We start from the raw sequence: 25,678 nt of genomic DNA on the forward strand, positions 1-25,678 counted from the left end.
GAGTACGCGGTCTGTGGAACATCCTGCTCTCAACCAAATGAATATTGGATCAACCGGATGAGAATGGTAAATCTGGGTTTGGGCATCATCCCACCCCTGACTGAGTCTACTTCCCACGACTCGCCATAATCTGTTTATACACGTCAATAGCTGCCTGTCTCGATGCCTTCAGATCAACAATGGCATCCTTGCGTGGCTGATGGATGTCCTTGCTATGCAGATCCTTCAATTCAGGCAACCACTTGCGAATATAATCACCTTGCGGATCATACTTCTCGGATTGTGTTACCGGATTGTTCACGCGAAAATACGGAGCCGCATTCTCCCCAAGCGAGGCACACCATAACCAGTTACCACGGTTTTGAATGTTATCATAGTCACGCAGCTTACGCCTGAAATAAGCTTCGCCCAGGGTGAATGGGCATTGCAGGTTTTTGGTGAGAAACATCGCCGTGAGAATCCGCAGCCGGTTTGGCATATGTCCGGTTTCATTCAGTTCCGTCATCGCTGCATCAATAATCGGAATGCCTGTCTCCGCCTTGCACCACCGTTCAAAGTAATCATCATGGAGAGCCGAGAGATCGTACACCTTTTCATATGTAAAATAGTGACTCTCATAGACCGCCCGATACAGATAGAAGTCGCGGAAGCACAACTGCCTGATCCATTCCCCCGCTTCTGCCGTGCGACTCGCCGCATCATACATTTTACGAATGGATACAGCTCCCACAGCTACGTAAGAACTGAGATGACTCGGCTCGTACGCCTCATATTCATCCCGATGATCCCCATATTCAGCAATTCGATCCGACAAAAATTGATCCAACAGCAGATGCGGGTCCTCGTCATTCGAACCAATGCCCTCCAGCAACTCCGGAGGTACCTGCATTGCATCCGGCCATTCAATCTGACGATCACTCACCTTCAACTCTGCAACCGTTGTTGCCGAAGGAGGGTTGGGATGTTCATTCATGAATTCCACCCACCGCCGATGGAAAGCCGCAAATACCTTATATGGCTCCGACTTGCCTGTAAAATTGGCAAATCCATTCAGATCCATCAGCAGATGATCCGTCAGTTGTGTGAACGTAACCTCGTGCGCCTCACTGACTTTGCGCATAGCCCTATCCCGCTCGATTGCATATGGCGTCATGTCCCGATGGACCACAATCTCGTTAATCTCACCTTTGAATTCGTTCAGGATGAATTCAACCACTTCAGCCGGTTTGCCGTAAGCAACATGCAGTTTTCGTTTGGCTTCAAGATACTGTCTGCCTAATTCCGCTGCGTGCTGCCTGAAATTCACACCGCTGTGTTCCTTCTCTCGGCCTTGCCGCAGGAGGAATGAATCATAGATGAGAACATGCACACTCTCTTCTTGGTGTTCCCGCAAATAATCGAATGCGGCCAGATCATCCGTACGCAAATCTTTGCGGTGTATGAATAGCTTCATGCTCACCCTCCTGTCTGAACTTACATTACATACGTTTATTTGTCCGTCAGGTTCTTATATAACCTGCTTGTTTCGGGCTCGGGCTGATACCCCAGATCCTCATTTAATGTCAATGTAAATGAATGATACAAACGAAGTATGCCTTGCTGATCATCCATGGATGCATACACTTCCATCATGAGTCGGCAGATCTCTTCCGAATACGGTTCCCGTTCCTGTAATATCGTTAATTGCTCAATCGCTTCCTTGCCACGACCATGCTCCATGTCCCATCTCGCGATATCCATAACCAGCGCTGTATACTTGCGTCTGAGTTCCCTTGCTTTGGCCTGTGCCCAATGATAATCATGCTCTTCCAGATAATCGCCACGATAAAGCGGAATCATATGCCTCAAATCGTCGACATTGTCGGATGTGATGACGTGGTAAACCATGGATTTTTCAAATTGATCCACATCACTTACCAGATTGCCTGATAACAGACGATAACGGTTCATATTGTACTCCAGCTTGCCTGTCATGTTCCATTCCTTAAGCAGCTTTCGAATCTGGTACACGGAAGTATGTAGATGGGTTAATCCCTTTTCCTGGGAAACATCACCCCATAGCTTATCCAGCAGAATCTCCTTGCTTACCCATTCTTCCCTGTGATGAAACAAAAAAGCAAACAATTCCTGTGATTTGGTTGTGCGCCACTTATGTTTCTTGGCACCCTGATCCAAACTTCTGTAGATATCCAGATGTTTGAACGTTAGCAACCCCGGAACTTCAGTATCCAACTCCACAGGTACAGGTTCCGATCCCTGTACCTCGGCGGTGGCTGCAACTTGAGAATTATGCGACATTATGCCCGCGATTCGATCAACGGTTTTGGCCAATCGGGTCGAGCTGACTGGTTTCAGTACATAATCCAGTGCATGCAGCTCAAATGCTTCCACTGCATGGTCCGCATAAGCCGTAACAAAGATAATACGAATACTCTGATCCAATTGCTGTATATATTCAGCCGCTTCCAGGCCATTCATCTCGGGCATTCCAATGTCCAAAAATACAACATCTACACGTTCGTTTGCCAGAAAATGAAGACCATCGCGAGCTGTTGAAAAACATTGCACGGGTGTAATTCGTCCGTCCGTTCGTAGTAGTCGCTCCAGATGAAGCTGCGCTGGCTTCTCATCATCGATCACAATGGCTCTCACCGTTCTTTTAGCCTCCTGCCATGAAAGATTCAATAGGAATACCGATTTTATCGGCATCCGCTGTCTGTTAACCATAATTGCTTCACTTGGCACACTAATTGGAATAATCCACCTTTTGCACGGGGATACGGAATCGGATCTGCGTGCCTTTATTCACATGGCTATGAATCTCGAGTCCCTGACCATAGAGAGACATCAGGCGACGGTTTATATTTTGCAGCCCCACACCTCCCGGACCTTCGGTACGCCCAGACTTGACCTGAGCCATACGCTCAGGAGGGATACCTACACCATCATCTTGGACCTGTACGACTACATGCTCGCTCTCTTGGAAAATCCTAAGATGAACTGTCCCGCCGGCTGCCCGCTCCATCACGCCGTGGCGAATGGCGTTCTCCACAAGAGGCTGAATACTGAGAGGTGGCAGATACAGATGTACGTCCGATTCCACCTCATACTCAACCACCAGTCTTTCCTCAAATCTCGCCTGTTCCAGATGCACATAAGACTCCACCAATTCCAGCTCTTTGGTCAAAGGAACAAGCTGCTCCCTGTTCTGGAAGTCAAAACTTCCGCGCAGGTAATGACTCAATTCAATCAGCAGATCGGTTGCTTTGTCCGGATTCACTGCACAGGTTGCGATAATAACATTGAGTGCATTATATAGAAAGTGTGGCTTGATCTGGGCCTGCAAAAAGGCCATTTCGGTCCGAATAGCCTCCTGCACAGAACTCCGCATCTCAATTAACGTCCGAACTCTGGCGCGCAATTCACCGGCATCCACCGGTTTGCTCAGGAAGTCATTGGCTCCCGCTTGGAATCCGTGTTTGATATCCTCAGGCAACCCACGGGCGGTCAGCATCAGAATCGGCAACTCCGACAAGGAACTGTGCTCGCGCAGTTTGCGACATAACTCAAGTCCGGACATCTTAGGCATCATCCAGTCCGTAATAACAAGATCAATGGACGGGAACTCCTCACGGAGTTTCAATGCAGTGGACCCGCTGTCCGCTGCAATCACACGATACCGCTCCGTCGACAATAGGTTAAGCAATACCTGTCGATTCACGGGGTCATCGTCTACAATCAGAATCGTATGCTCCGCTTCCGTAAGATCATCCTGCTCATCTGACTCTCTTGTCACAAGCTCCTTCGCCCCTGCCCCCTGTGCAGCAACATATCGGGCGGCAGCTGGTTTCGAATGAGTTTGCAAAAGTGGCATCTTCATAACAGGCAGGGTGAAATGAAAGGTCGAACCTTGCCCCGGCTCCGATTCAACCCAGATCTCACCACCGCCAAGCTCAACGAGTTTTCGCGTAATACTCAGACCCAGTCCGGTTCCATTATTCAATCGCTCAATCGTGCCGTTACTCTGCTCATACGCCTGGAAGATATCCTCCTGTTTGTCCAAGGCAATGCCTACCCCTGTATCAGCGACCGATACCTTCACCCAGTCCCCTTCAACGCTGGCGTACAATCGAATCTCACCCTGCTCAGTGTACTTATAGGCGTTACCCAGCAAGTTATACAGAACTTGCCTTAGGCGATCTTCGTCTGCCTCAACAAGTGGCAAAGACTGGGGCCATTGTTGAATCAATATAACCGGCTTGTCCTCAAACGTGAAACCCGAGACTTCAACCACAGTACGAGCAACGGATTCCAGATCGACAGCTACCCGTTTTAACTCGATCTCACTATTTTTTAATTTGGCAAAATCCAAAATATCGTTAACCAGCAGTGAAAGGCGCTTCCCGGTTGAAGTAATCATGGAGAGATTTTTCGCTTGCTTGGGCGTGACTGCTCCAGCCGCCCCTTCCAGCATGGATTGCGCAATATTAATGATGCCATGCAGGGGAGTTCGTAGCTCATGAGACGTATTCGCCATGAACTCGTCCTTCAGGCTGTCGATGGCCAGCAAACGCTCCGACAGAGCTTCCACGTCTCGGAATGATTGTGCAAAGCGGATTGCGGTCACAATCATCTGGGCAAATACAAATAATAAAAGTTCAATCAGCGCAAAGAACGCTGTGTCTAGGGTAGTGAACGCACCAAGCGTATATAACACAACAACCATGAGTATGCTCATCATACTCACCAGTGCAAAGTGGCTGTCATTCGGCCGTCCTTTCAACCAATAGAAAATGGCTCGCAGCGTATATAACATGACAACAAGTGAGATCAGTAACATGGGAAGCTCAAGAGACGAGAAAAGCGTTGGAGGAAGCGTAAGACCCACAATAGTCTGGGTAACGATTAGCACTACAGCCAGACGAACAAACCACTGATGAACTGCTCCTGGTACACGGGCATCCATATACCGAAGCAAAAAATAATAGGCAAAGGCTGAACTAAGGAGCTGAATCCGAAGTATCTCATTATTGGTCAGGAACGGTACAAACGTACCCAGTAACTTCTCCCCATGTGTCAGAGCGTACACCGCACCAGAAAGGCTGAATAATCCGAGAAAACGAAGCTCCTTCTCCGTACGTCGTAATCTGAACAGAAGTAGAAAAAAGGCGGCTGGCAAGATAAAACCGAATAAGGCCATCAGATCCCTGAGCCAATCTTGTTGCTGACTTTTCAGAATACTATGCTCGTCTCCAAACAAAATGGGCGCTACTATGCCCCCGGACGAGTAACTATAATTTGATACTTGAATGATAATGTCAGCCGTATTGCCCTCAATGGACGTGAATCCTGTAAAGGGCAGATTTAATTGTATATCTGTTGCCCTAGTCTTTCCTGGCAGGCCTTTGCCACCAATCTCTTTCCCATCGATAAATACCCGGTGGGCCATGCGTATATTCTGTGTGCGTATACCATAATCATTTTTCATCGTCCGGGGTGTAAGCTGAACTTGCAAATGATAGGTTCCATACCCATGGGCCTGCCCCAAAGATTTGTTCCATCGGGCAGGAACTTGAGTGCCCGACGAAGCCGGCAAAGGCTTGCGACCGGATACACTTGCTTCAATATCTGCCGGGCTCAGCAACTGCCCAGGGTAGAAATCCCAGACACCCTTTAGAGACGCTGCACCCTTGCGATCAAAGTTCCATTGGGTCAGGTCAATTTTCCCCTCTGAAGCTTGAGGGTTAATCCGCTCGCTAATTAACGTCTGGGCGATCCAACCCAGCGGAACAATGACAATGCATATGAAACTTATGGTCAGCATAATCCAGTGTTTTCTCATCTATGTATTCCTTCCATTCACAATGGCGAGAGACGTCTAATTTTGTCGATTTATCACTATAATTCATGTTACACGTTTCTGGTGCTCACGGAAATAGTTTCCGTATCAAAATCGGTCAAATTCGTTATAATTTGACCGATTTCTATCTTTTCCACCAGCTCTTGGTACACCAAGGAACCCCAGGCCGAATTTCACCGGAAAGAACGGGCGAAATGACCTGGGGTTGATTGAATGAAGATTTATTTAACAACTTGGGCAAGCTTCTGAACGATTCCGGCCCATCCCTGTTCCATACGTTCGCGTACGATAGCGTGGGCCTGTCCAAACTCGGTCAGTTTATCCGCATCCCAACCGCTGTGAATCAGTGTGAAATCCGTACCTTCGGGCTGTTCATTCAGTTGGAACGTCAACGTCCAGTCCTTCCCCCAGCGGAATGACAGCTTGTGCAGCGGAAGAACTTCCGTCACCTGACACGGTGATTGACCGAAGGGGCCTGCTTCCAATATAAACTCGTGACCTTCCACGGGTTCCAGATTGCTTGGCATGAACCAGGTTTTCAGTCCCTGCTCGGTCGAGACCATCTCCCACACTTTCTCTACAGGTGCATGGAGCATAATTTCCTGCCGAATATCTGGCAGTGCACTTGATGAACTTGATGATGAATCCATTCGAATCACCTCCTTATACATATCATTTCGTATAACTACCGAATAGAAGTTGACCTCCGCTTTATCCACACCCTATAATTGGAACATATTACATAAAAGGTGCGTGATTCCTATGATAGTCTGCTCTGAAAAATCCAATTCCAACCGTTGCCGGAAGGGATAATCCTGCTCATTCCCCTTCCACGTTTTTATTTTAATACATTTACATGTGGGGGATACCTATACCATGTCATTCAGTTATTACGGTCCATTATGCACCGCCGTTTATGATCTCACGAAACCTGTGGGACACTCCTTGGGAGGAGACATTGAATTCTATCGCCATTATCTTCAGCGCTGCAATGGACGTATCCTTGAAGCCATGTCAGGATCAGGCCGAGTGCTCATTCCTTTGCTTGAAGCAGGCTTGAAGGTGGATGGAATTGATTATTCAATGGATATGATCAACTCTTGCCGTTCTCGTTGTATGGAGCGGGCATTACCCATGCCTGAGCTGTTCGTTGCCGATCTGGAGAAGCTTGACCTTCTATATCGATACGAGGCAATTATCATTCCCGGAGGTTCTCTGCTCCTCATCCAAGACAGACAGGCGTCGATTAACGCATTACGTAATCTATTTCAGCATTTAGAACCTGGCGGCAGGCTCGTGTTTGATCTGTTTCTGCCCGATGTGACACAACCCTCTTCTGTAGAAACATCAACCGTTTCATTACCCGATGGTGATACGATCACGGTAGAAGTGAAAACCATTGAAGTGAACCTTCTACAACAGTACAAAGTGAGTCTGATCCGTTACGAACAATGGCATCAGGGTGCTCTTGTTGCTACGGAGCTGCAACAACTTACCTTGCGTTGGTACGGCATAGAAGAGTTACGCCTAATTCTCGAACACATTGGTTTCTCTGACATTAAAGTGTACGCCGACTTTAACCCGGATCAACCACCTACACAGTCGAATCAAAAATTCGTCTATGAAGCGACTCGAAGAGCGTAGTAATCCGTAATTGAATGGATATGCTGATGCTTCTCACTATAAAAAAATTAGGCCACAGCAAATGTTATCCCCTGCTGTGGCCTATTTTACTATATAAAATTTGCAATAACATTTACATGAGAACGCAGAGGGCAGAAATAGCCTGAAGAAGCGGAGCTACAAGCTTTCTGCAAGAAAGCTACATCGAAAGCATACACTTCGCCTTTATCCTCAGATCGGAAGGTTATTCTGTCATCGGAGTGGCAAGTGTAAATGTTAGTGCAAGTTAGTATCCACGAGAATATTGCTCCGCAATGGCAGCTTGATCCTTACTGACACCCAGTTCCAGAGCCGCATGGTTCGCCCAGTACGGGTCACGCAGCATGCCTCTGCCAACGGCAACCAGATCCGCATCACCGTTTCCGATCACCGCTTGAGCCAACGCTGCATCCTCCAGCATACCCACTGCGATTACAGGAACGTTCAGTTCTTCACGGAAACGACGGGCAAATGGTACCTGATACCCCGGATAGTTCCCCGGTTTCCGCTGTCCGGAAGGACCTTCGCCACCTGAACTGATATGGAACATGTCCACGCCTGCATCTTGGTAGGCACGAGCGATATTGATGGTGTGGTCGATATCGTATCCACCATCCGCGTATTCTACAGCCGAAATCCGCAAAATCAGCGGCATATCTGCTGGCATTTCTTTTTTCACTGCACGAATGACTTCAACGCCAAAACGGGACAGATCCTGCCCATATACATCCTCACGATGGTTCATCAGCGGGGAATGGAACTGGTGGATCAGGTATCCATGTGCACCGTGCAGCTCAATGGTATCTACTCCAGCCTGCACTGCGCGGCGAACACCGTCTGCGAACTTCTGTACCATGGCTTCTACCTCTTCCGTGCTTAATGCACGAGGCTCCTTGTACTTTTCTCCCGGGAATGTAACTACCGATGGGGCAACCGGCTGCGGTGCATCCTCTGCTTTTCGTCCCGCATGTGCGATCTGAATAGCTACTTTGGAGCCGTAGGCATGAATTCCATCTACAAGTTTGGTGAAGGCAGGCACATGCTCATCTGACCATATCCCCAAGTCATTATCGGTAATACGTCCATCCGGATCTACATCGGTCATCTCGATTACAATTAGTCCTGTTCCTCCAACCGCACGGCTCACATAGTGAACCTGATGCCAATCGTTCGGAATGCCATCCTTCGCAGTGACAGAATATTGGCACATCGGTGCCATGACGACACGGTTATTTAATTGTAGGCTCTTGAATTGATAGGGCGAAAATAATTGTTCAGTCATTAATGTTACATCTCCTGTTCCATGATCATGATATATATGAACTCTTACTTATTTGTCTAAGTCCGAAAACAGTTTTCCGTTCTTGCCGTAATTGTCCTTCTCCAAATCCTCAATGAAGATAAAGACTTTGCTCGGATCAACATCCAGTGTCTCACAAGCCACCTGAGTCATACGTTCAATCAACTGACGTTTCTGTTCGACCGACTTGCCTTCCAGTACCTTAACCGTGATAAATGGCATGTCTTGAACACATCCTTTCTTCATCATTTATTATGAACCTCAGTTATAGAAATACAAGTACGTACATTTTTGTGACCTAGTACCCTTTTTGATACCTAGAAATCCTCATATTTCGGATCTGCCCCATTCTGGAAATGACTGCAAAACATGATATGATAACCGTAGAGAACCACAATAATTACTATACCCAATTTACATAAGTTGTGACTAACGGTACACGATAACGGAGAGGGCAGAAATAACCTGTAGAAGCGGAGCTAAAAGCTTTCTGCAAGAAAGCTGCATCGAAAGCATACGCTATCCTCAGATTTTCACCTTTGTAAAAGTGGATCAAAAAAATCTGGGGATAACAGCGATCAGAAGGTTATTCTGGCCTCGTAGTGGATCAGTGTAAAACAAGTAGTTCAACTTATATACTACTCAAGCTAGGGAGAGGTTATATATGAAAGATATATTAATTCAAAGACTGAGTACTTATGTTCAGATGGATACCCAATCCGATGAAAATAGCGAGACATGCCCTTCCACACCCGGCCAACTGGCCTTGGGCAAACTGCTCGTTGAAGAATGTACATCCATTGGTCTGCAAGATGTAACGATGGATGAGAACGGTTATGTCATGGCTACACTGCCATCCAATACCGATAAGGATGTTCCCGTAATTGGTTTCCTGGCTCACCTCGATACAGCGACCGACTTTACTGGCAAAAATGTAAAACCACAGGTTATCGATAACTATGACGGTGCTGATATTGTGTTGAACTCGGAACTGGATGTAGTACTGTCCAACAAGGATTTCCCAGAACTGCACGAGTATAAGGGCCACACGCTGATCACAACCGACGGTACAACATTGCTTGGTGCAGACAATAAGGCAGGCATTGCTGAGATCATGACGGCGATGGCCTATCTGATTGAGCACCCGGAAGTGAAACACGGTAAGATTCGGGTTGCTTTTACCCCGGATGAAGAGATTGGCCGTGGACCGCACAAGTTTGACGTAGCTGCTTTTGGAGCCAAATATGCTTACACAGTTGATGGCGGACCGCTTGGCGAGCTGGAATACGAGAGCTTTAACGCAGCCGCCGCCAAAATTACCGTACGAGGCACCAATGTGCATCCCGGAACAGCGAAGGATAAGATGGTGAACTCCCTGAAAATTGCGATGGAATTGAATCGACGCCTGCCTGTGGAGGAAGCTCCTGAATTCACGGACGGTTATGATGGCTTCTACCATCTGTTGTCTCTGGAGGGTGATGTTGAGCTGACAAAGATGAGTTACATCATCCGTGATTTCGACCGGGAGAAGTTTGAAGAGCGCAAAACAAATCTGCTCCATATCGCAAACGAACTGAAGACCAAGTATGGAGAGAAAAGCATCACGGTTGAATTGAATGACCAGTACTATAACATGCGCGAGAAAATTGAACCCGTACGCCAGATCGTCGATATTGCCCATGAAGCCATGACCCGACTGGACATCGAACCTGTTATTCGTCCCATCCGGGGAGGAACAGATGGTTCCCAACTATCCTATATGGGCATGCCAACACCAAATATCTTCACTGGTGGTGAGAACTACCACGGCAAATTCGAATATGTATCGGTAGACAATATGGTGAAGGCCACCCGTGTTATTGTAGAGATCGCTCAATTGTTCGAACAACGCGGAGATATCTAATCCACTTGAAGTGCAGAGCAAAAAGAGCACCCCTTGGTATATTCGGGAGGGTGCTCTTTGTTGTGCCGTATTGTATTTTATTGTGTCGCGTCATGTCGCTTAGATATGCAGGCTTGGGCTTTATTTTAAAATACCATCACTCATATATATTGCCTCCTGCGATGACGCGCAACTGTTCCAGATCACAGATCACTAGCTTTCGCTGCACTTTGCGAATAATATCTCGATTACACAGATCTTGAACAACTCTATTAAGATGTCTATAGCTGGTGCCCAGCATATCGGCCAGTTCGGTGAGCTTGGAGGTCTGGATCTCTTCCGAAGAAGACTCGTCCTGGCCCATTGTGGACAACAGATAGCTGGCAAATCGGCTCTCGACCGGATATAACATATTCAGACTCGACAGGTTGGAAAAGGTATACAATTTGTGCGTAACTTGACTCAGCATAAAGTGGAGAAACTTAGGGTTCTCTGCATACGTATTCTGGAGAGCGCGATAGCCGATACCCAGCAGCAGGCTTTTGCTCACAGACTCTACCGTATTCATAGCCTCCTTGCCATTCACCAGTTCCAAATCTCCCACAAGCGCAAGGGGTGTACTGAAACGAAGCAACAGAGACTTGCCGTTAGGCAGGGTGGTATAGATCTTGAGCTTGCCCTGCACGAGAAAATACAACCGCTCGGGTCGTTCACCTTTGGTACATATCATCTCGCCCTTCGCAGCCTCAAGTAGTCGCAACTCAGCGAGCGCAGGCTCGTCCAGCACCTGATCCAACCCGTTCTCACGGGCGAGTTGCCGCACAAGTCCAAAGTCCATAATTTCTTTCATTCCGACTTCCCTCCGTTGCCCTATATAATGTACACAAAAGGACACATGTCCTATATTTGATATACATCCGTACAAATATCTTGATATAAAAATAGTTACAACTAACACTTATATCCAATAAATCATTTTAGATGGGAAATATTTTAAAATTTAATCATAAAATGTTCATTCTTTCATGCAAAATGCCGTTCACGAAAAGTCATTTCCGTCCGATGAAAGATAGAGCATTCCATAGATCGTTAAAAATAATACATTCAAATATTGAAAGGATGGTCCTCTTCCATGAACGTTGTAGATGCCCTGCTTAAAGTAATGCCTTATATCAGCCTGATCCTCAGAGAACCAGCTAGTTTAACTCTTTACGATCACGAAAAAGTATTAGATGTCATTATGACAGATAAATTTGATCTTGGTTTTGAAAAAGGAATGTCACTCTTGGAATCGTATCAAAACTTTGCCATCTTAAAAAATGGAAGAGAAGCGACCCTTGCTACTCTCTCCAAGGAAGTTTATGGTATCGAACTGGATATTCTGAACATTCCGATCTTTGATGATCACCAGAAAGTTGTTGCTGTTTTCTGTGTATCTTACGACCAATCTAACCAGAACCAACTTGAAGACATTATACAAGAAAATCAAACCATCAATGGTAACCTCGTTGATATGGTGCAACATGTCGCCGCTCATGCCGAAGAATTGCAAGCAACCAGTGAGCAGATCTTGCAGAATACCAGACTTGCTGTTCAGAACTCTTCCCAAATCAACAAAGTAGCCGGGTTCATTCGTGAAATCTCAGAGCAAACCAACTTGCTTGGCCTGAATGCCGCTATTGAAGCCGCTCGTGTTGGTGAAGCTGGTGCCGGCTTCGGTGTGGTTGCTTCCGAAGTACGCAAACTCTCTGTGGATGCCAAACAAGCTACAAGTGACATCGATACCAGTCTGAGAGATGTACAACAGGTCATCAAACAGATGGAAGTTGAAGTCTCCCAGATTGCAGCCTCTTCACAGGAACAAGCTACGCTTGTATCCTCCTTTACGGATGTAATTGAGCAGCTTAATGAAACAGGGGAACGAATGAAAACTCTATCCGAACAACTGATCAGCTATTCCGTTAAAAATTAATCAAAATATATCTTTGATGAACTTTGGCTAGTGCAAAGATACATTTTATATGCAACAAACAGGACTCGGGTTGCCCATGATGGATAATCCAAGTCCTGTTGTTTGTTGTGCCCATTTTATTTTTATATAACCAACTACGTTCAGATAAAACCTTAATTGGTTACATGTATTGATTTATCTCCAATCACTTCTTCTTCCGACTGCCAGCATTCCACTTCACCCGGAATATGAATCCGGTCCCGGGTAAAGACGGGATCACGACCTTCAGCCTTTTGTTTCTTGTAGTCCTTCAACGCTTCGAAAGTCACCTTGGACAGCATCAAAATTGCAATCAGGTTCACCACCACCATGAGCCCCATGAACAGGTCCGCCAAATCCCATACCAGCTGCACTTTGGCTACCGCACCAAACACCACCATCGCGATAACGCAAATACGGTATACCCACAGCCAAACTTTGTTGGATTTGATAAACTCAATGTTGGTTTCTCCATAGTAATAATTTCCGATTAGTGTACTGAAGGCAAACAGGAACACCATAACCGCCAGGAATCCCGATGCCCATGAACCAATATGTACACTTAATGCAGCCTGAGTTAATTCAATGCCTCCCAGATTGGAACCTTTGTATACCCCGGATAGCAAAATAATCATGGCTGTGCTTGTACATATCACTAACGTATCTGTCAGCACGCCAAACGCCTGAATAAGTCCCTGTTTCACCGGATGTGTTGTATCCGCCGTTGCAGCAGCATTCGGGGCGCTACCCATGCCCGCCTCATTGGAGAACAATCCGCGTTTCACACCGTTCATCAGCGCAGCGCCTAAAGTTCCGCCAGCCACCTGTTCGATGCCAAAGGCATTTTTGACAATCAACGCAATCATGGCCGGAAGCTGGGTAATGTTCGCCAGCACCACAAAAGCCGCTACCCCAATGTACAATACGGCCAGTACAACAACGATGTATTCCGATGCTTTTGCAATCCGTTTGACGCCGCCCATAATAATTCCTGCAAATATCACTGCCATAATGATACCCACCGTTAACCGATCCGTGCCAAATGAGTTCTCAAATGCAACAGTAATCGTGTTAGACTGCACCGCATTAAAAACCAAACCAAATGAAAGCGTAATGAGAATGGCAAATAAAATCCCCATCCAGCGTTTGCCCAATCCACGTTCCATATAATATGCAGGACCGCCGCGGAATCCGCCCTTATCCTTCACTTTATAGATCTGAGCCAGCGTACTCTCCACAAAACTGGAGGCTGATCCGATAATTGCAATGATCCACATCCAGAATATAGCCCCAGGTCCCCCCAGTGCGATCGCCAGTGCAATACCAGTAATATTCCCTGTACCTACACGGGCCGCCATACTAATACAGAACGCCTGAAAAGGTGAAATTTTGCCTGGTTCCTTGCTTTTTGGCTCTCGAAGCACCTTTACCATATCTCCAATCATGCGGAATTGCATGAATCGGGTCTTGGTGGTGAAGTATATACCACATACTACCAATAATATAATTAACACTTTGGACCATAGAAAATCATTGAAAATGACGACAATATCTTGTATTGTTTGCTCCATCGGTATGCCCCTTTATATGGTGTATTTCAAGCACAGAGATGGTTACGCGAAAAGTTTGTACCATTCTGCACAACACTAGCCCCAGACTTCGGGATGTTACTTATACTACAAGGGCATCTACGAAAATCGACAAATACCTACATGCAATCTATACATTTATTTTAAAAACGGGCTTTGATCGCCCTATCATTGTCATTTAACCTGACATGTCAGGTTCTATGCAAGAAGGAAAGGAACGATTACACTGGAACGAGAGTTCATCGCGGCGTTAACCGCCTTTACCATAGATTTATCAATCACACCATTCGCAGAGAAAGGGAATGACTGACATGCGTTATTTTATCGTGGATGATGATCCTGGCGTTCGTTCCATGTTGATGGATATTATTGAGGATGAAGGCCTGGGCGATATTGCCGGGGAAGCTGAGGACGGAGCACATATTCACGCGGAACTATTGGAACTGCATAAGGTGGATGTACTGCTGATTGATCTGCTGATGCCCCAACGAGACGGGATTCAGACTGTGCGAGCGCTTGAAGGAAGGTTCGAGGGCAGGATCGTCATGATCTCTCAGATCGAGTCGAAAAATATGATCGGTGAAGCCTATTCACTAGGCATTGAATATTATATTACGAAGCCGATTAACCGGTTGGAGATTCTATCTGTTCTGCGGTTGGTGAGCGAAAGGCTTCGGATGCAGCAATCCATCGCAGATATTCAGCGGACATTGCAGGGATTGTCCGGTTTAAATTCTACCGAACGTGCTGAAGCTCCGGTTCCGGACAAAACAATCACGACTGCAGGACATTTCCTGCTGTCCGAGATGGGCATGATCGGCGAAGCGGGCAGCAGGGATCTGCTGGACATGCTGGAATATCTGGAGCAGGTAGAGACAGATGAACATAAGCTGTCCCCCTATACGTTCCCATCCCTCAAAGACATCTTCCAGAATGTAGCGATACGTAAACTGGGAGAAGACGCCTCTCTCGCAGAGGTGAACAAGGAGATCAAGGCATCGGAACAACGTGTTCGCCGTGCCATCTTCCAGACTCTGAGCCATGTGGTTTCTCTGGGATTAACCGATTATACACATCCCAAGTTCGAGAACTATGCATCCAAATTTTTCGATTTTACCGAAATTCGCAAGAAAATGCTGGAGCTGCAAAACAACGTGGAGCCTTCCTTGTCCCAGACACGCATTAATACGAAAAAATTCGTACAGGTCCTTTATTTGGAAGCCAAACGATTACTGCATTAAACAGATGCATGATGGATACGATGCAAAAACAAACGGGCATGAATATTACACCGGTAGGATACCGCCTCTTCAACTGAGGCTGTCCATACCGGCTATATTCATGCCCGTCTGTACGATCAAGCGTTACAATCTATGTGATTTGTTCCGTGTATAAAATTAAAATCGCTTTGGGTTTAGGCCCGTGAATGGTTTCGGCTAATTCGGTTATACTCATTAATCAATTCGTCCAATGCCATAGACTGCCGAATCACATCGGGATGCCCAAGACCACCCTTGTTATGCTCTACCAGCATATGAAGGTTATGTCTGGCCTTCTCTATTTTATTTTTCAAATCCAAACTCATAACCATGACCCCTGATACCTCCTTATTCTGTGAACCATTTTAGTTTTTCCTGTCAATCTATAGTTGGATTAACATATGGCATAGGAGACAAGGATGTTTTGTATTCTTCTCCAAATTTTGATAAAGATTATTTTATCACACTAGAGCTTATCCGAAAATGGCTGATATGACGCAATTTTAGTGGTAACACCGAGGGTTGGATTCTAACGTCTGGCCTCATCATTCACGGCCAGAACGGATTGTGTCGTAAATGTGTATATTGAAAAAACAAAAAGTCTATTGGTTTAAAAGGTAATAAAATCCCTTTCCATAATGGGGTCATTCAGGTACAATAGGGCGATGTGTGTGTCCGGACCCGGCGGATGCAAATGATGTAATGTAGAGGACGGCCAACGACGGCCATTGATCCTGATTTGATATTATTGGAGGCTTATCATCACCATGCAGACCGATTCACAGACTAAAGTCAAAATTGTTAACGCCGATCCCAGCGCAATGGGATTATTTGGGTTGGCTATCGTAACCCTGGTCGCTTCTTCCCAAAAGCTTGGCATTACAGAAGGACTTAGCTACGCTATTCCTTGGGCGATCTTCCTGGGTGCTTTTGCCCAGTTATTCGCATGTATTCAAGATTCCAAACGCAACAATACCTTTGGCACAACAGCTTTTGGCGCGTACGCATTCTTCTGGTTTGCCATGGCTGCCAACTGGATGATCAAAATGGGCGTATTTGGCTCCACTCTCGCTGAACAGGCCGATGGCAAGCAACTCGGATTTGCTTTTGCCGGATACCTCGTATTCACCCTGTTCATGACGATTGGTGCTATTGAAGCGAATAAAGTATTGCTTATCATCTTCATTCTGATTGACTTCCTGTTCCTTGGCTTGACCTTTGACGCTTTCGGCGTAGCTCCTCACATTTTCCACACCATTGCAGCATACGCTGAACTGGCGATCGGAATTGTGTCCCTGTATGGTACAGGTGCTTCGGTACTGAACGCTCACTTCGGTTATGCGTTCTTGCCGATCGGCAAACCGTCCGGCATTTTCAAACCCAAGGCTTAATATACAGCAGTAAACCGCCAGCGCGCCGGTCCGCGCTGAACTGCACCCCAATTGTTAGACACAACTACCAATTGGAGGTGCAGTTTTTTTTATGACCAAATTTAGCACAAATGTAAAAGTACAGCTGTTATGCGTTATGAAAAGGGTTAGGCGCCCTTCAACCAAAGAAAAAGGGGCGCTCATCCATGAAAAAAGGAACTAAAGCACAGAAGGATAAAACGCTAGTAGAAGGATCTGTAGAGGCTTTACAAGCAGAGGTAGAGCGTTTGAAAATGGAGAATCCTGATTTAAAAAGTTGAATGCCTCGGTTCGAAGCAAGGAAAAATCACCAAACAAGACAAAGCTCAAGTAGTCTATGAACTAAGGAACGAATTTTCGGTAAAAGCACTTCTACAGCTAGCAGATATCCCTCGTAGCGCGTATTATTACGTGGTAAAAGCGTTTGGTACGCTAGACAAGGATTAGAGCTAAAAGACATGATACAAGCGATTTATAAGGAGCATGAGGGATGCTATGGTTATCGTCGTATTCGTGACGAGTTAATCAATCATGGACACCATGTGAATCATAAAAAGGTACAGCGTTTGATGAAAGTATTGGGATTAAAGTGTTTGGTACGTATGAAGAAATATCGTTCGTATAAAGGGACGATTGGCAAGATTGCATCGAACCTATTAGAACGCAATTCCCACGCTGAAAGGCCAAACGAGAAGTAGGTTTACGGACATTACAGAGTTTAAATTGTTCGGAGAAAAACTATATTTATCTCCCATACTTGATCTGTATAACGGAGAAATCATTACATATACGATTGGTTCAAGACCAATCTACTCCCTTGTTTCAACGATGTTAGATCGAGCATTTTGCAGTTTAACAAATAAAGATAAACTCCTTATTCATTTGGATCAAGGCTGGCACTACCAGATGAGATCGTATCGTCATGCCCTTGAAGAACGTGGCATCTCGCAAAGTATGTCCCGTAAAGGTAACTGTTACGATAACGCCGTCATGGAGAACTTCTTTGGCAACATGAAGTCCGAGTTTTTGTATTTAAAGGAATTTGAAAATATCTCACATTTTAAACATGAACTATCCAAATACATCGATTATTACAACAACAAACGCATTAAGACAAAACTAAAAGACATGAGTCCGGTACGGTACCGGATTCATGCAGCAGGATTGGCTCCTTTTTCTTCTTTGGAACTCATATAATGCTCCTATATCCAGCTTCCCCAACGATCCTCAATTACCCACATTTAGTCTTTAATTTACAAATTTTACAATATGTCCACCTTTATTGATCCCAAACTATTGACAAACTAATGAAATGTCAAACCTTCTTCCACCCACAGACGATTCCCTCTTACTACGTTTATTTGATTGCATCAAAAAATCCTCTCCGATTTCCAGTGTTAAGTTCATATTAATATGAACTCTTTTTTCACTATCTACCTTGAGAGGATAACACCACGTTGTTGTCTCACTAGTCTTCCAGAACAATCACAGGAAAGTCATATACATAGGAGAAGATTGTAAAGATTATTAGGCAAAGTAAAATAAGTCTCCAGCTTAATCTATTAATACGATATGGTATTAAATAAAAATATAGAAGTATAATTGCCCAAACAAGCAACACGCCAAATGTTTGGGTGAATATTGAAGGTCCAAACAAATTTCCCGAAATTAAAATGAGTGCAAAACTACCAATTTGAAACCCAACTAACAAAAATAAAACGGTTATTATAGCGAAAAGAGTATGCTTATTCATAATATTCCTCCTTTTTACAAAAATTCATTGTTTAAACTGTATAGTAATGATATTATAATCTTGTTTCTATTACAATATCTGGAGGATTATCTATTATGAAAAAAGTTTCACTAGCCCTTCTTTCTAGCTTTACAGCTTATTCAATTTTTGCTTCTGCTGTTGGAGCATCATCAATCTCCGATGCTAATATTAGTGCCGAAATGCTAGAAAGTAGAGTGGAGCAATTAGCTCAAACAGATTTTAATAACTATGTTACAATTAATGAATTTGAAAGCGAATTGTCTTCATTTCTAAACAATGTTGTTCTGGTGAAAGAGTACCAGTACTTTACTCCTGAAGAAGTAGAGAAATGGGAAATTCTATCTTCCAACTTTCAAGCCATTCAATCTTCAATTGCACCTGCTCAAACTGCTTCGACTGCATCTCTTAATGCAGCAGTAAATAATACATACCCAAATTTACAGAGAGATATTGAGGGAGCAATTGTGACTAGCAAGTATGGTGCAGTAGTCCTTGCTGGAGTATATGTTGCAACTGACCGAGCTAACGAGGAACAACAAGTATACAAAAACAGATATGGCTTTACAACTACACAGGAAAATGAAGTTGACGCCTTTAGACACTTCTCATGGAACTATCATTTAACGGATACAATTACGATTACTAGAGGTGCTGCTACCTTTATAGCTGATAATCATGAATTCTCTGCTTTTGGTGTTAGATATGCAGAAAACAATTTTCCTACTGCTACTGCAGCTACAAAACTCGCACAGGGGATCTACTATACAAATAAAGTAAAAGGCGAAACCAATACAGCAAGTAAATTCAAATCTTTATTTGTTAACTCAAATTTTATGGATTTCAATAACAATGAAGCTGGCCGGGCTTATGAAAGCAAGGGATATAAAGACAATTACGAAGCGTTTGCAGCAGCAAAATCAAATGGACATGTAACTACTAGTCCAAGCCAGTGGACGTCTAGTAAATTATCAAGTAGAGCATATGATATTTACTCTGGAGCATTCAAATACTAGAAATAAAAATCGTGAAACTTGCCTGTAATTGATCAAATAGTTTTCATCACTTATCCATTCCTAAATTTATTCACCCTCTTTGTCATAATTAGTTTAAAGACTCTCGAATAATTCCGACCGTTTCCCAACACTCTAATGGGAAACGGTCTTTTAGTTTAAATGAAGTGTAGTTTAAACGTATCAGTATATTAAAAATACTACTTCATCACAACCGTTACTCCCCCCACATAAGCTTTTCAAGCTACTTGGTTGATTATACCGTTTAAGAAAATCTGAACATTTTGAGCTTTAGTTCGAGCACTCTAACTTTTATTAGGCTTACGGGTTTCCAGACCCTCTACAAACACTTTATTACATGCTTCTATATCCATAAGATCACTTGTACCACTCCGTGCTTTCTGCATACAGAATTATATTCGATGTCACCTCGCTCAATTTCTTCAAGGATAGCCACTTTACCCGAAACAGTATATGATTATCTAACAGTAAACCACCCTCTCAAAACCAGGCTTTAATTATTCCCCTCTTTACCGTTAGAGGAGTAACCTAGGGATAACAGATCAAAAATAGACCCTACAACACATGAAATAAAATGTCACAGCAGCCATACTGTAAGGAGGAAAAAAGCATGAGAGAGATACCGAAACCAACGGAGATGGATCAGGTGGAGAAAAAATATGTACGCGAAACACGTTGTTTCAAGACGGCACGGGTGTTCCCAACCGATGTCAACAATCATAATACGTTATTCGGCGGCAAGCTGATGTCCTACATCGATGATATTGCATCCATTGCCGCTTCCAAGCTATGCCGGGTCAATACTGTAACGGCTTCAACCGACTCTGTCGATTTCCTGTACCCGATTAATCCAACGGATTCGGTTACACTTGAATCGTTCGCGTCCTGGACAGGACGAAGTTCCATGGAGATTTTTGTGAAAGTGATTCGAGAGGATCTGAAGACCGGAGAGAAGAAAATTGCGGCGACTGCATTTCTGACCTTTGTGGCCTTGGACGAAAATAATCGCAAACTGATCGTACCCCGCATTATCCCGGAGACGGAAGAAGAGAAGAAACTATACGAGACCGCTCCGGATCGGGCGGCCATGCGGAAACAACGGCGGGAAGAGAGCAAGAAATTCGCTGACTTCCTGACCGTTACTTATCCTTGGGAATAAAAACACGCTAAACAATAACAAGATGGAACACCAGCATTACATTATCTGGTCGATGCCGGATAGATGGACACCGCTCTGCTATCCGGCAGTTCACCACCCATGGAGACACACCACTGCTGATAGATGCGATACGCTGCACCACTCTCCAGTAATCCCTGACACGTGTATATGCCCTCTTCGATGGAATTGACACGCCCCGCCGCATACAAGCGGAAACCTCCATTTAACAAGACCTGATTCACAAAAGCAATATGACCCTCACCGCTTAACACGCTTTCCGCCACTTCAAGCTGCTTCGCAGCCGTCCAGACCAGCTCCGGCACGGGCATATCCAGTTCATAGGCTGCAGGATCAACCAGTTCCAGCTTCATATCACCGTCTTCCACGGCGTATACGCGGGTTGGCCGATCAATATACAGATCCTCAGAACCTTCCATCCCCTGTACAACATAAGCACGCCGATAGTTAAACCGGGTGAGCAACTTCGCAATCCGATCCAGAAAGGTATTATGAAACACACCAAACACCAAATACGGTGAATGGTTATAATCAATCAGTTTCTCTGCTGTGTTAAACACCGTTCGAAAACCCAACTCTTCCCGTAACGGACGAAGCTTACGAAGAGGTTCGCACCAATCCTCGGAGGATACGTACATGACACCCGAACGCAATGCAGCGCTCCGTGCATCTTCCCGATCCATTTTACGTGTATCAATTCCTGCTTCCTTTAACAGAACCGACAGCGTAACTCCCCATTTGGGTGGTAAAGGATCACTCCCGTGCAAAGTCACCGGCAACCCGGCCGCCGCGAGTACAAATGCAACCGGAAACGTGGCCATGAACGACTTCGTCCGTCCATCATAAGGACCGGCACAGTCCAAACCGTCCTGAAATACGGAGAAACGTTCCGCACTGTTACGACATGCATGAACAAAAGCTTCCAGTTCCTCGACGTTTTCCATTTTCATACGTTCAGCCATTAGAAACGCAGCCGTCTGGGCAGGGGAAACCTCCTGTTTCAGGATTTTCTCTGCTACAGTCAGTGCCTCTGTATAATTCAGATCACGCGAGCCTCGTTTCCCACGTCCGACCTCTCGGAGTATCTGAGACATATCCATGGAGAATCCTCCTTCCAACTAAGACTGGAGCAGTTGATGGGCCTTCACAATCGCTGTGGCTACATCGACCATCCGTTTGCGTTCATCCATCGCTTTCTTGCGTAACAGGTCATAGGCTTCGGCCTCCGAGATCTGCTTCAGATCACTAAGGATAGCCTTCGCCATATCAATCCACTTCCGATCCTCCAGCCTGGATTGCAACTGCTTCCGTTCCTGCTCCCACTGTTTGCGTTCCATGTAGCGTCGGGCTGCAAAGTGAAGAGTCCAGTGAATCTCGGGCCCAGTCATGGACGGTGTAAGTATTCCATCAAATGAAGTTTCGACCTCGCAGGATTCTGCGGAGGAAGAGGCTGTATCTGGCGCGCACCACCAAAGCAGCGGTGAATCCGACTTCCCCTTTCCCAGGCAGTTCACCCAGTACTCCACATCAGCCAGCGACAGATGCAAAATGGACGCTTCGGCCACACGAGCTAGCTTCACCGCTTCCGCTTCACTGCCCGCAACCTGTACATGGTACCCGTTTGCTCCCAGCAGCCTCTCCGGTGTCAGAGGGATTGCATCGGATGAGGCAGCTATCGTTGGTTGAACACGGATGACCAATAAAGATCGCATGATGGATCAATCCCTCCCTATTGCGTATAATCAGAGTCCATATCATTTAAGACGTTAATACACGAAAGCGATAAACATGTTATATTACCTAACAAAAAATAAGTGGTGACGATTATGCGTCTTATTTTTAACATTAGAATGATCTTTTCATGCCTCATCATGTTGCAATTAAAAAGGGTGAAACACTATACATGGCACCTTTTCTACAGTATTTATCGTATCCAGCGTGCTAACGTTATCTAGAAGCCTTTAAACTAAGAAGATATACTCGTAAAACTTCGTCGTCCATTCGATATTCCAATAAACTCATGTAAACATAATTAACTTTAAATTTCAAATACTTTTTTATGTTAACTATATTGACATGGTTAGATCGATCTTTTATAGTTAAGCCATAACAACTCCATATTTGAATCGATCACAGTTACAACGGCGTAGCTGGTTGAAACGGCAATGAAGCCTGTTTTGCAATCTCGGAGCAAGGGATGCGTATGTATATGCGCAGTCCTCCGAGGCATAACAGGCTTTTTCGATTTTAGAGACAAGGTTTTGAGGCAGTTTGCAGAATGGACCTAAGGGGGCTAATCATAATGAGTACAACGAAAAAACTGGTGCTGGTCGGCAATGGCATGGCGGGAATCCGCACAATCGAACATATCCTTAAGCTTGCTCCACACGCTTATGAAATCACAGTCTTCGGCGCAGAGCCGCATCCCAACTACAACCGGATCATGCTATCCTCTGTACTGGCAGGCGGAACATCCATCGAAGATATCGTAATCAACGAGTGGAGCTGGTACGAAGATAACGGCATTCGGGTGCACCCGGGTGACCCGGTCGTTCAGATCGATACCAAGCGCAAGGAAGTTGTATCTCAAAATGGTGTACGCGCAGCCTATGATGAGCTGATTATGGCAACCGGTTCACAAGCGTTCATCCTCCCGCTTCCCGGCGCTAACAAGGAAGGCGTAATCGGATTCCGAGATATTAAAGACTGTGAGACCATGATGGCAGCATCACAAAAGTATCGCAAAGCTGCCGTCATTGGAGGTGGATTGCTAGGACTTGAAGCAGCGCGGGGGCTGCTCAATCTGGGCATGGACGTCACGGTCATCCATATTAACGGTCATCTGATGGACCGGAACCTAGATTTGCCGGCAGGTCTGATGCTCCAGCGTGAGCTTGAAGAACAGGGCATGAAGTTCCTTTTGAACAAACATACCGAAGAAATCACAGGCAAACATCGAGTGAAGGCCATTCGTTTTACTGATCAAACGGTGCTTGAAGCGGATCTGGTTGTCATGGCTGTCGGGATTCGCCCTCAGATTGAACTGGCTCGCAATACCGGCCTCGATGTGAATCGTGGAGTCATTGTAGATGATTATATGCATACCAGCATCCCTGGTATATCTGCCGTCGGCGAATGTGCAGAACACCGCGGTATTGCCTACGGACTGGTTGCTCCATTATATGAACAAGGTATGGTACTTGCGAAACGTCTGGCTGGCGCGGCAACCGAAGGATACGAAGGTTCAGTCACTTCTACCAAGCTGAAAGTATCCGGTGTGGACGTATTCTCTGCCGGACAATTCAAAGACGCTGCGGACACTCGCAGCATTCGCATTCAGGATGACGTTGATGGTGTGTACAAAAAGATGGTGATCAAGGATGGGCAGCTCATTGGAGCTGTATTGTTCGGGGATACCACGGATGGCGCATCGCTGTTTTCCCTCATTAAAAGTGGTGAGAAAATCAGTGGTCGGGAGAAAGAAATTTTGCTCGGTGTACCTTCCGGTGGTTCAGGCTCGGGTCCATCTGTCGCAGAACGAATGGCGAGTATGCCGGATGACGAGATCGTCTGTGGTTGTAACGGTGTTACCAAATCTTCCATCGGGGACGCCGTTCTGAATAAAGGCTGTAATACACTCGGTGCAATCAAATCCTGTACCAAAGCCTCCGCTTCTTGCGGTGGGTGCAAACCTATTATCGAAAACCTGCTCACGTATTATGCCGGCGATAATGTAGGTGAACAGACCAAAGAAGGCATCTGTGGCTGTACATCCTATGATCGGGATGAGATTGTTGCTCAGATCAAGGAGATGGGACTCAAAAGCGTTAAGGAAGTCATGAACGTTCTCGGGTGGAATGAACCGGAAGGTTGCTCCAAGTGCCGTCCTTCCCTCAACTATTATCTCGGTATGATCTGGCCGGCTGAATACACAGATGAGCGTGTATCCAAATTCACCAACGAACGTTATCACGCCAATATCCAGAAAGACGGTACCTACTCCGTTATTCCACGGATCTATGGTGGTGTCACTTCCCCGGCGGAATTGATCAAGATTGCAACTGTCGCAGAGAAATACGATGTGCCGTTGGTGAAATTCACGGGTGGGCAACGACTCGATCTGCTCGGTGTACAGAAAGAGAACCTGCCGAAGATCTGGGAGGAACTCGATATGCCTTCCGGTTTTGGTTATGGCAAGGCGCTTCGTACGGTGAAGACTTGTGTAGGTAATACGTTCTGCCGATTCGGCACACAGGATTCCATTGAGATGGGTATTCGTCTGGAGAAAAAACTCGACAAGATGGTGGCTCCGGCCAAAGTGAAACTCGCTGTCTCCGGATGTCCGCGGAACTGTGCTGAAGCAACCATCAAGGATCTGGGTGTTGTCGCCATTGATGGCGCTTGGGAGATTCATGTTGGCGGTAACGCGGGAGTCAAGGTTCGTGCAGCCGAGTTGCTCTGTACGGTGAAGACCGATGCGGAAGTGGAAGAGTGGACTTACTCTTACCTGCAATATTATAGAGAGAACGCAAAATGGAATGAGAGAACAGCGGCTTGGATTGAACGGGTTGGTCTGGATCATGTGAAGGAAGCATTGGCGGATCGGGATGTACGTCTCACTCTGGTTGAACGTCTGGAAGTTACACTGGGTCACACGGTTGATCCTTGGAAAGAAATCATTCAAGACGAGAAATTGCGTAAAAACTTCACCCCACTGTCCGGTGCCGAGCCGGTAACCCACTAGA

At 45.6% G+C, this 25,678-nt stretch carries 19 protein-coding genes and 1 pseudogene; 9 read left to right on the forward strand and 11 right to left on the reverse strand.

The window, feature by feature from the left end; all coding sequences use genetic code 11:
• Nucleotides 1–106: 106 nt before the first annotated feature.
• From C161_RS17165 to C161_RS17180, 4 genes are all read right to left on the reverse strand, one after another.
• Nucleotides 107–1,453, reverse strand: coding sequence for a cryptochrome/photolyase family protein (locus C161_RS17165; RefSeq protein ID WP_036612119.1), 1,347 nt, complete (start codon nucleotides 1,451–1,453; stop codon nucleotides 107–109).
• A gap of 35 nt (nucleotides 1,454–1,488) precedes the next feature.
• The gene (locus C161_RS17170) at nucleotides 1,489–2,652 is read right to left on the reverse strand and encodes a response regulator (RefSeq protein ID WP_036671630.1); all 1,164 of its coding nucleotides are present in this window, start codon (nucleotides 2,650–2,652) and stop codon (nucleotides 1,489–1,491) included.
• Nucleotides 2,653–2,746: 94 nt separating this feature from the next.
• Nucleotides 2,747–5,842, reverse strand: a complete 3,096-nt coding sequence (locus tag C161_RS17175) for an ATP-binding protein (protein ID WP_036671632.1) — start codon at nucleotides 5,840–5,842, stop codon at nucleotides 2,747–2,749.
• 239 nt (nucleotides 5,843–6,081) lie between these two features.
• Entirely contained in the window at nucleotides 6,082–6,510 is a 429-nt protein-coding gene (locus C161_RS17180; protein WP_036671633.1) for an SRPBCC family protein, read from the reverse strand.
• A gap of 226 nt (nucleotides 6,511–6,736) precedes the next feature.
• Between C161_RS17180 and C161_RS17185 the strand changes: the two genes are divergently transcribed.
• Nucleotides 6,737–7,504 carry a class I SAM-dependent methyltransferase gene (locus tag C161_RS17185; protein WP_036671634.1) on the forward strand — a complete coding sequence of 256 codons (768 nt, stop codon included), beginning with the start codon at nucleotides 6,737–6,739 and terminating at the stop codon, nucleotides 7,502–7,504.
• Between the two features lie 265 nt (nucleotides 7,505–7,769).
• Here the strand turns inward: C161_RS17185 and C161_RS17190 are convergent, their stop codons facing one another.
• Complete coding sequence (locus tag C161_RS17190) at nucleotides 7,770–8,804, reverse strand: NADH:flavin oxidoreductase/NADH oxidase (RefSeq protein WP_017691643.1); 1,035 nt, start codon at nucleotides 8,802–8,804, stop codon at nucleotides 7,770–7,772.
• Nucleotides 8,805–8,852: 48 nt separating this feature from the next.
• Entirely contained in the window at nucleotides 8,853–9,044 is a 192-nt protein-coding gene (locus tag C161_RS17195; RefSeq protein ID WP_017691642.1) for a tautomerase family protein, read from the reverse strand.
• 442 nt (nucleotides 9,045–9,486) lie between these two features.
• Between C161_RS17195 and pepT the strand changes: the two genes are divergently transcribed.
• Nucleotides 9,487–10,725 (forward strand): peptidase T, encoded by a 1,239-nt coding sequence (gene pepT, locus C161_RS17200; protein ID WP_036671635.1) that lies wholly within the window; start codon nucleotides 9,487–9,489, stop codon nucleotides 10,723–10,725.
• 136 nt (nucleotides 10,726–10,861) lie between these two features.
• Here pepT and C161_RS17205 read toward each other — a convergent pair whose 3' ends face one another.
• Entirely contained in the window at nucleotides 10,862–11,554 is a 693-nt protein-coding gene (locus C161_RS17205) for a Crp/Fnr family transcriptional regulator (protein WP_036671636.1), read from the reverse strand.
• Between the two features lie 663 nt (nucleotides 11,555–12,217).
• Between C161_RS17205 and C161_RS33500 the strand changes: the two genes are divergently transcribed.
• Complete coding sequence (locus tag C161_RS33500; RefSeq protein WP_235193847.1) at nucleotides 12,218–12,676, forward strand: methyl-accepting chemotaxis protein; 459 nt, start codon at nucleotides 12,218–12,220, stop codon at nucleotides 12,674–12,676.
• Between the two features lie 152 nt (nucleotides 12,677–12,828).
• Here the strand turns inward: C161_RS33500 and C161_RS17215 are convergent, their stop codons facing one another.
• Nucleotides 12,829–14,265 (reverse strand): alanine/glycine:cation symporter family protein, encoded by a 1,437-nt coding sequence (locus C161_RS17215; RefSeq protein WP_036612140.1) that lies wholly within the window; start codon nucleotides 14,263–14,265, stop codon nucleotides 12,829–12,831.
• A gap of 329 nt (nucleotides 14,266–14,594) precedes the next feature.
• Between C161_RS17215 and C161_RS17220 the strand changes: the two genes are divergently transcribed.
• Nucleotides 14,595–15,524 (forward strand): response regulator, encoded by a 930-nt coding sequence (locus C161_RS17220; RefSeq protein ID WP_036671639.1) that lies wholly within the window; start codon nucleotides 14,595–14,597, stop codon nucleotides 15,522–15,524.
• A 173-nt stretch (nucleotides 15,525–15,697) separates the two neighbouring features.
• Here C161_RS17220 and C161_RS17225 read toward each other — a convergent pair whose 3' ends face one another.
• The gene (locus C161_RS17225; RefSeq protein WP_017691636.1) at nucleotides 15,698–15,874 is read right to left on the reverse strand and encodes an aspartyl-phosphate phosphatase Spo0E family protein; all 177 of its coding nucleotides are present in this window, start codon (nucleotides 15,872–15,874) and stop codon (nucleotides 15,698–15,700) included.
• Nucleotides 15,875–16,309: 435 nt separating this feature from the next.
• Here C161_RS17225 and C161_RS17230 point away from each other — a divergent pair, with 435 nt between their 5' ends.
• From C161_RS17230 to C161_RS17255, 4 genes and pseudogenes are all read left to right on the forward strand, one after another.
• A complete protein-coding gene (locus C161_RS17230) occupies nucleotides 16,310–16,933 on the forward strand; it encodes an acetate uptake transporter (protein ID WP_036671640.1) in 624 nt (207 codons plus the stop codon).
• A 143-nt stretch (nucleotides 16,934–17,076) separates the two neighbouring features.
• A pseudogene (locus C161_RS17240) lies at nucleotides 17,077–18,148 on the forward strand (IS3 family transposase); the annotation flags it as partial.
• A gap of 651 nt (nucleotides 18,149–18,799) precedes the next feature.
• The gene (locus C161_RS17250; RefSeq protein WP_036671642.1) at nucleotides 18,800–19,738 is read left to right on the forward strand and encodes a DUF6973 domain-containing protein; all 939 of its coding nucleotides are present in this window, start codon (nucleotides 18,800–18,802) and stop codon (nucleotides 19,736–19,738) included.
• A gap of 664 nt (nucleotides 19,739–20,402) precedes the next feature.
• Nucleotides 20,403–20,915: an acyl-CoA thioesterase gene (locus C161_RS17255; RefSeq protein ID WP_026081401.1), complete on the forward strand. Its 513-nt coding sequence runs from the start codon at nucleotides 20,403–20,405 to the stop codon at nucleotides 20,913–20,915.
• A gap of 41 nt (nucleotides 20,916–20,956) precedes the next feature.
• Here C161_RS17255 and C161_RS17260 read toward each other — a convergent pair whose 3' ends face one another.
• Both C161_RS17260 and C161_RS17265 read right to left on the reverse strand, forming a co-directional pair.
• Nucleotides 20,957–22,033, reverse strand: coding sequence for an anthranilate phosphoribosyltransferase (locus C161_RS17260; RefSeq protein ID WP_036671643.1), 1,077 nt, complete (start codon nucleotides 22,031–22,033; stop codon nucleotides 20,957–20,959).
• 18 nt (nucleotides 22,034–22,051) lie between these two features.
• The gene (locus C161_RS17265) at nucleotides 22,052–22,645 is read right to left on the reverse strand and encodes an ANTAR domain-containing response regulator (protein ID WP_036671644.1); all 594 of its coding nucleotides are present in this window, start codon (nucleotides 22,643–22,645) and stop codon (nucleotides 22,052–22,054) included.
• 590 nt (nucleotides 22,646–23,235) lie between these two features.
• Between C161_RS17265 and nirB the strand changes: the two genes are divergently transcribed.
• A complete protein-coding gene (nirB, locus tag C161_RS17270; RefSeq protein ID WP_036671645.1) occupies nucleotides 23,236–25,677 on the forward strand; it encodes a nitrite reductase large subunit NirB in 2,442 nt (813 codons plus the stop codon).
• Nucleotide 25,678 lies beyond the last annotated feature (1 nt).

Origin of the sequence: Paenibacillus sp. FSL R5-192, from assembly GCF_000517845.1 — a bacterium.
Classification (GTDB): domain Bacteria; phylum Bacillota; class Bacilli; order Paenibacillales; family Paenibacillaceae; genus Paenibacillus; species Paenibacillus amylolyticus.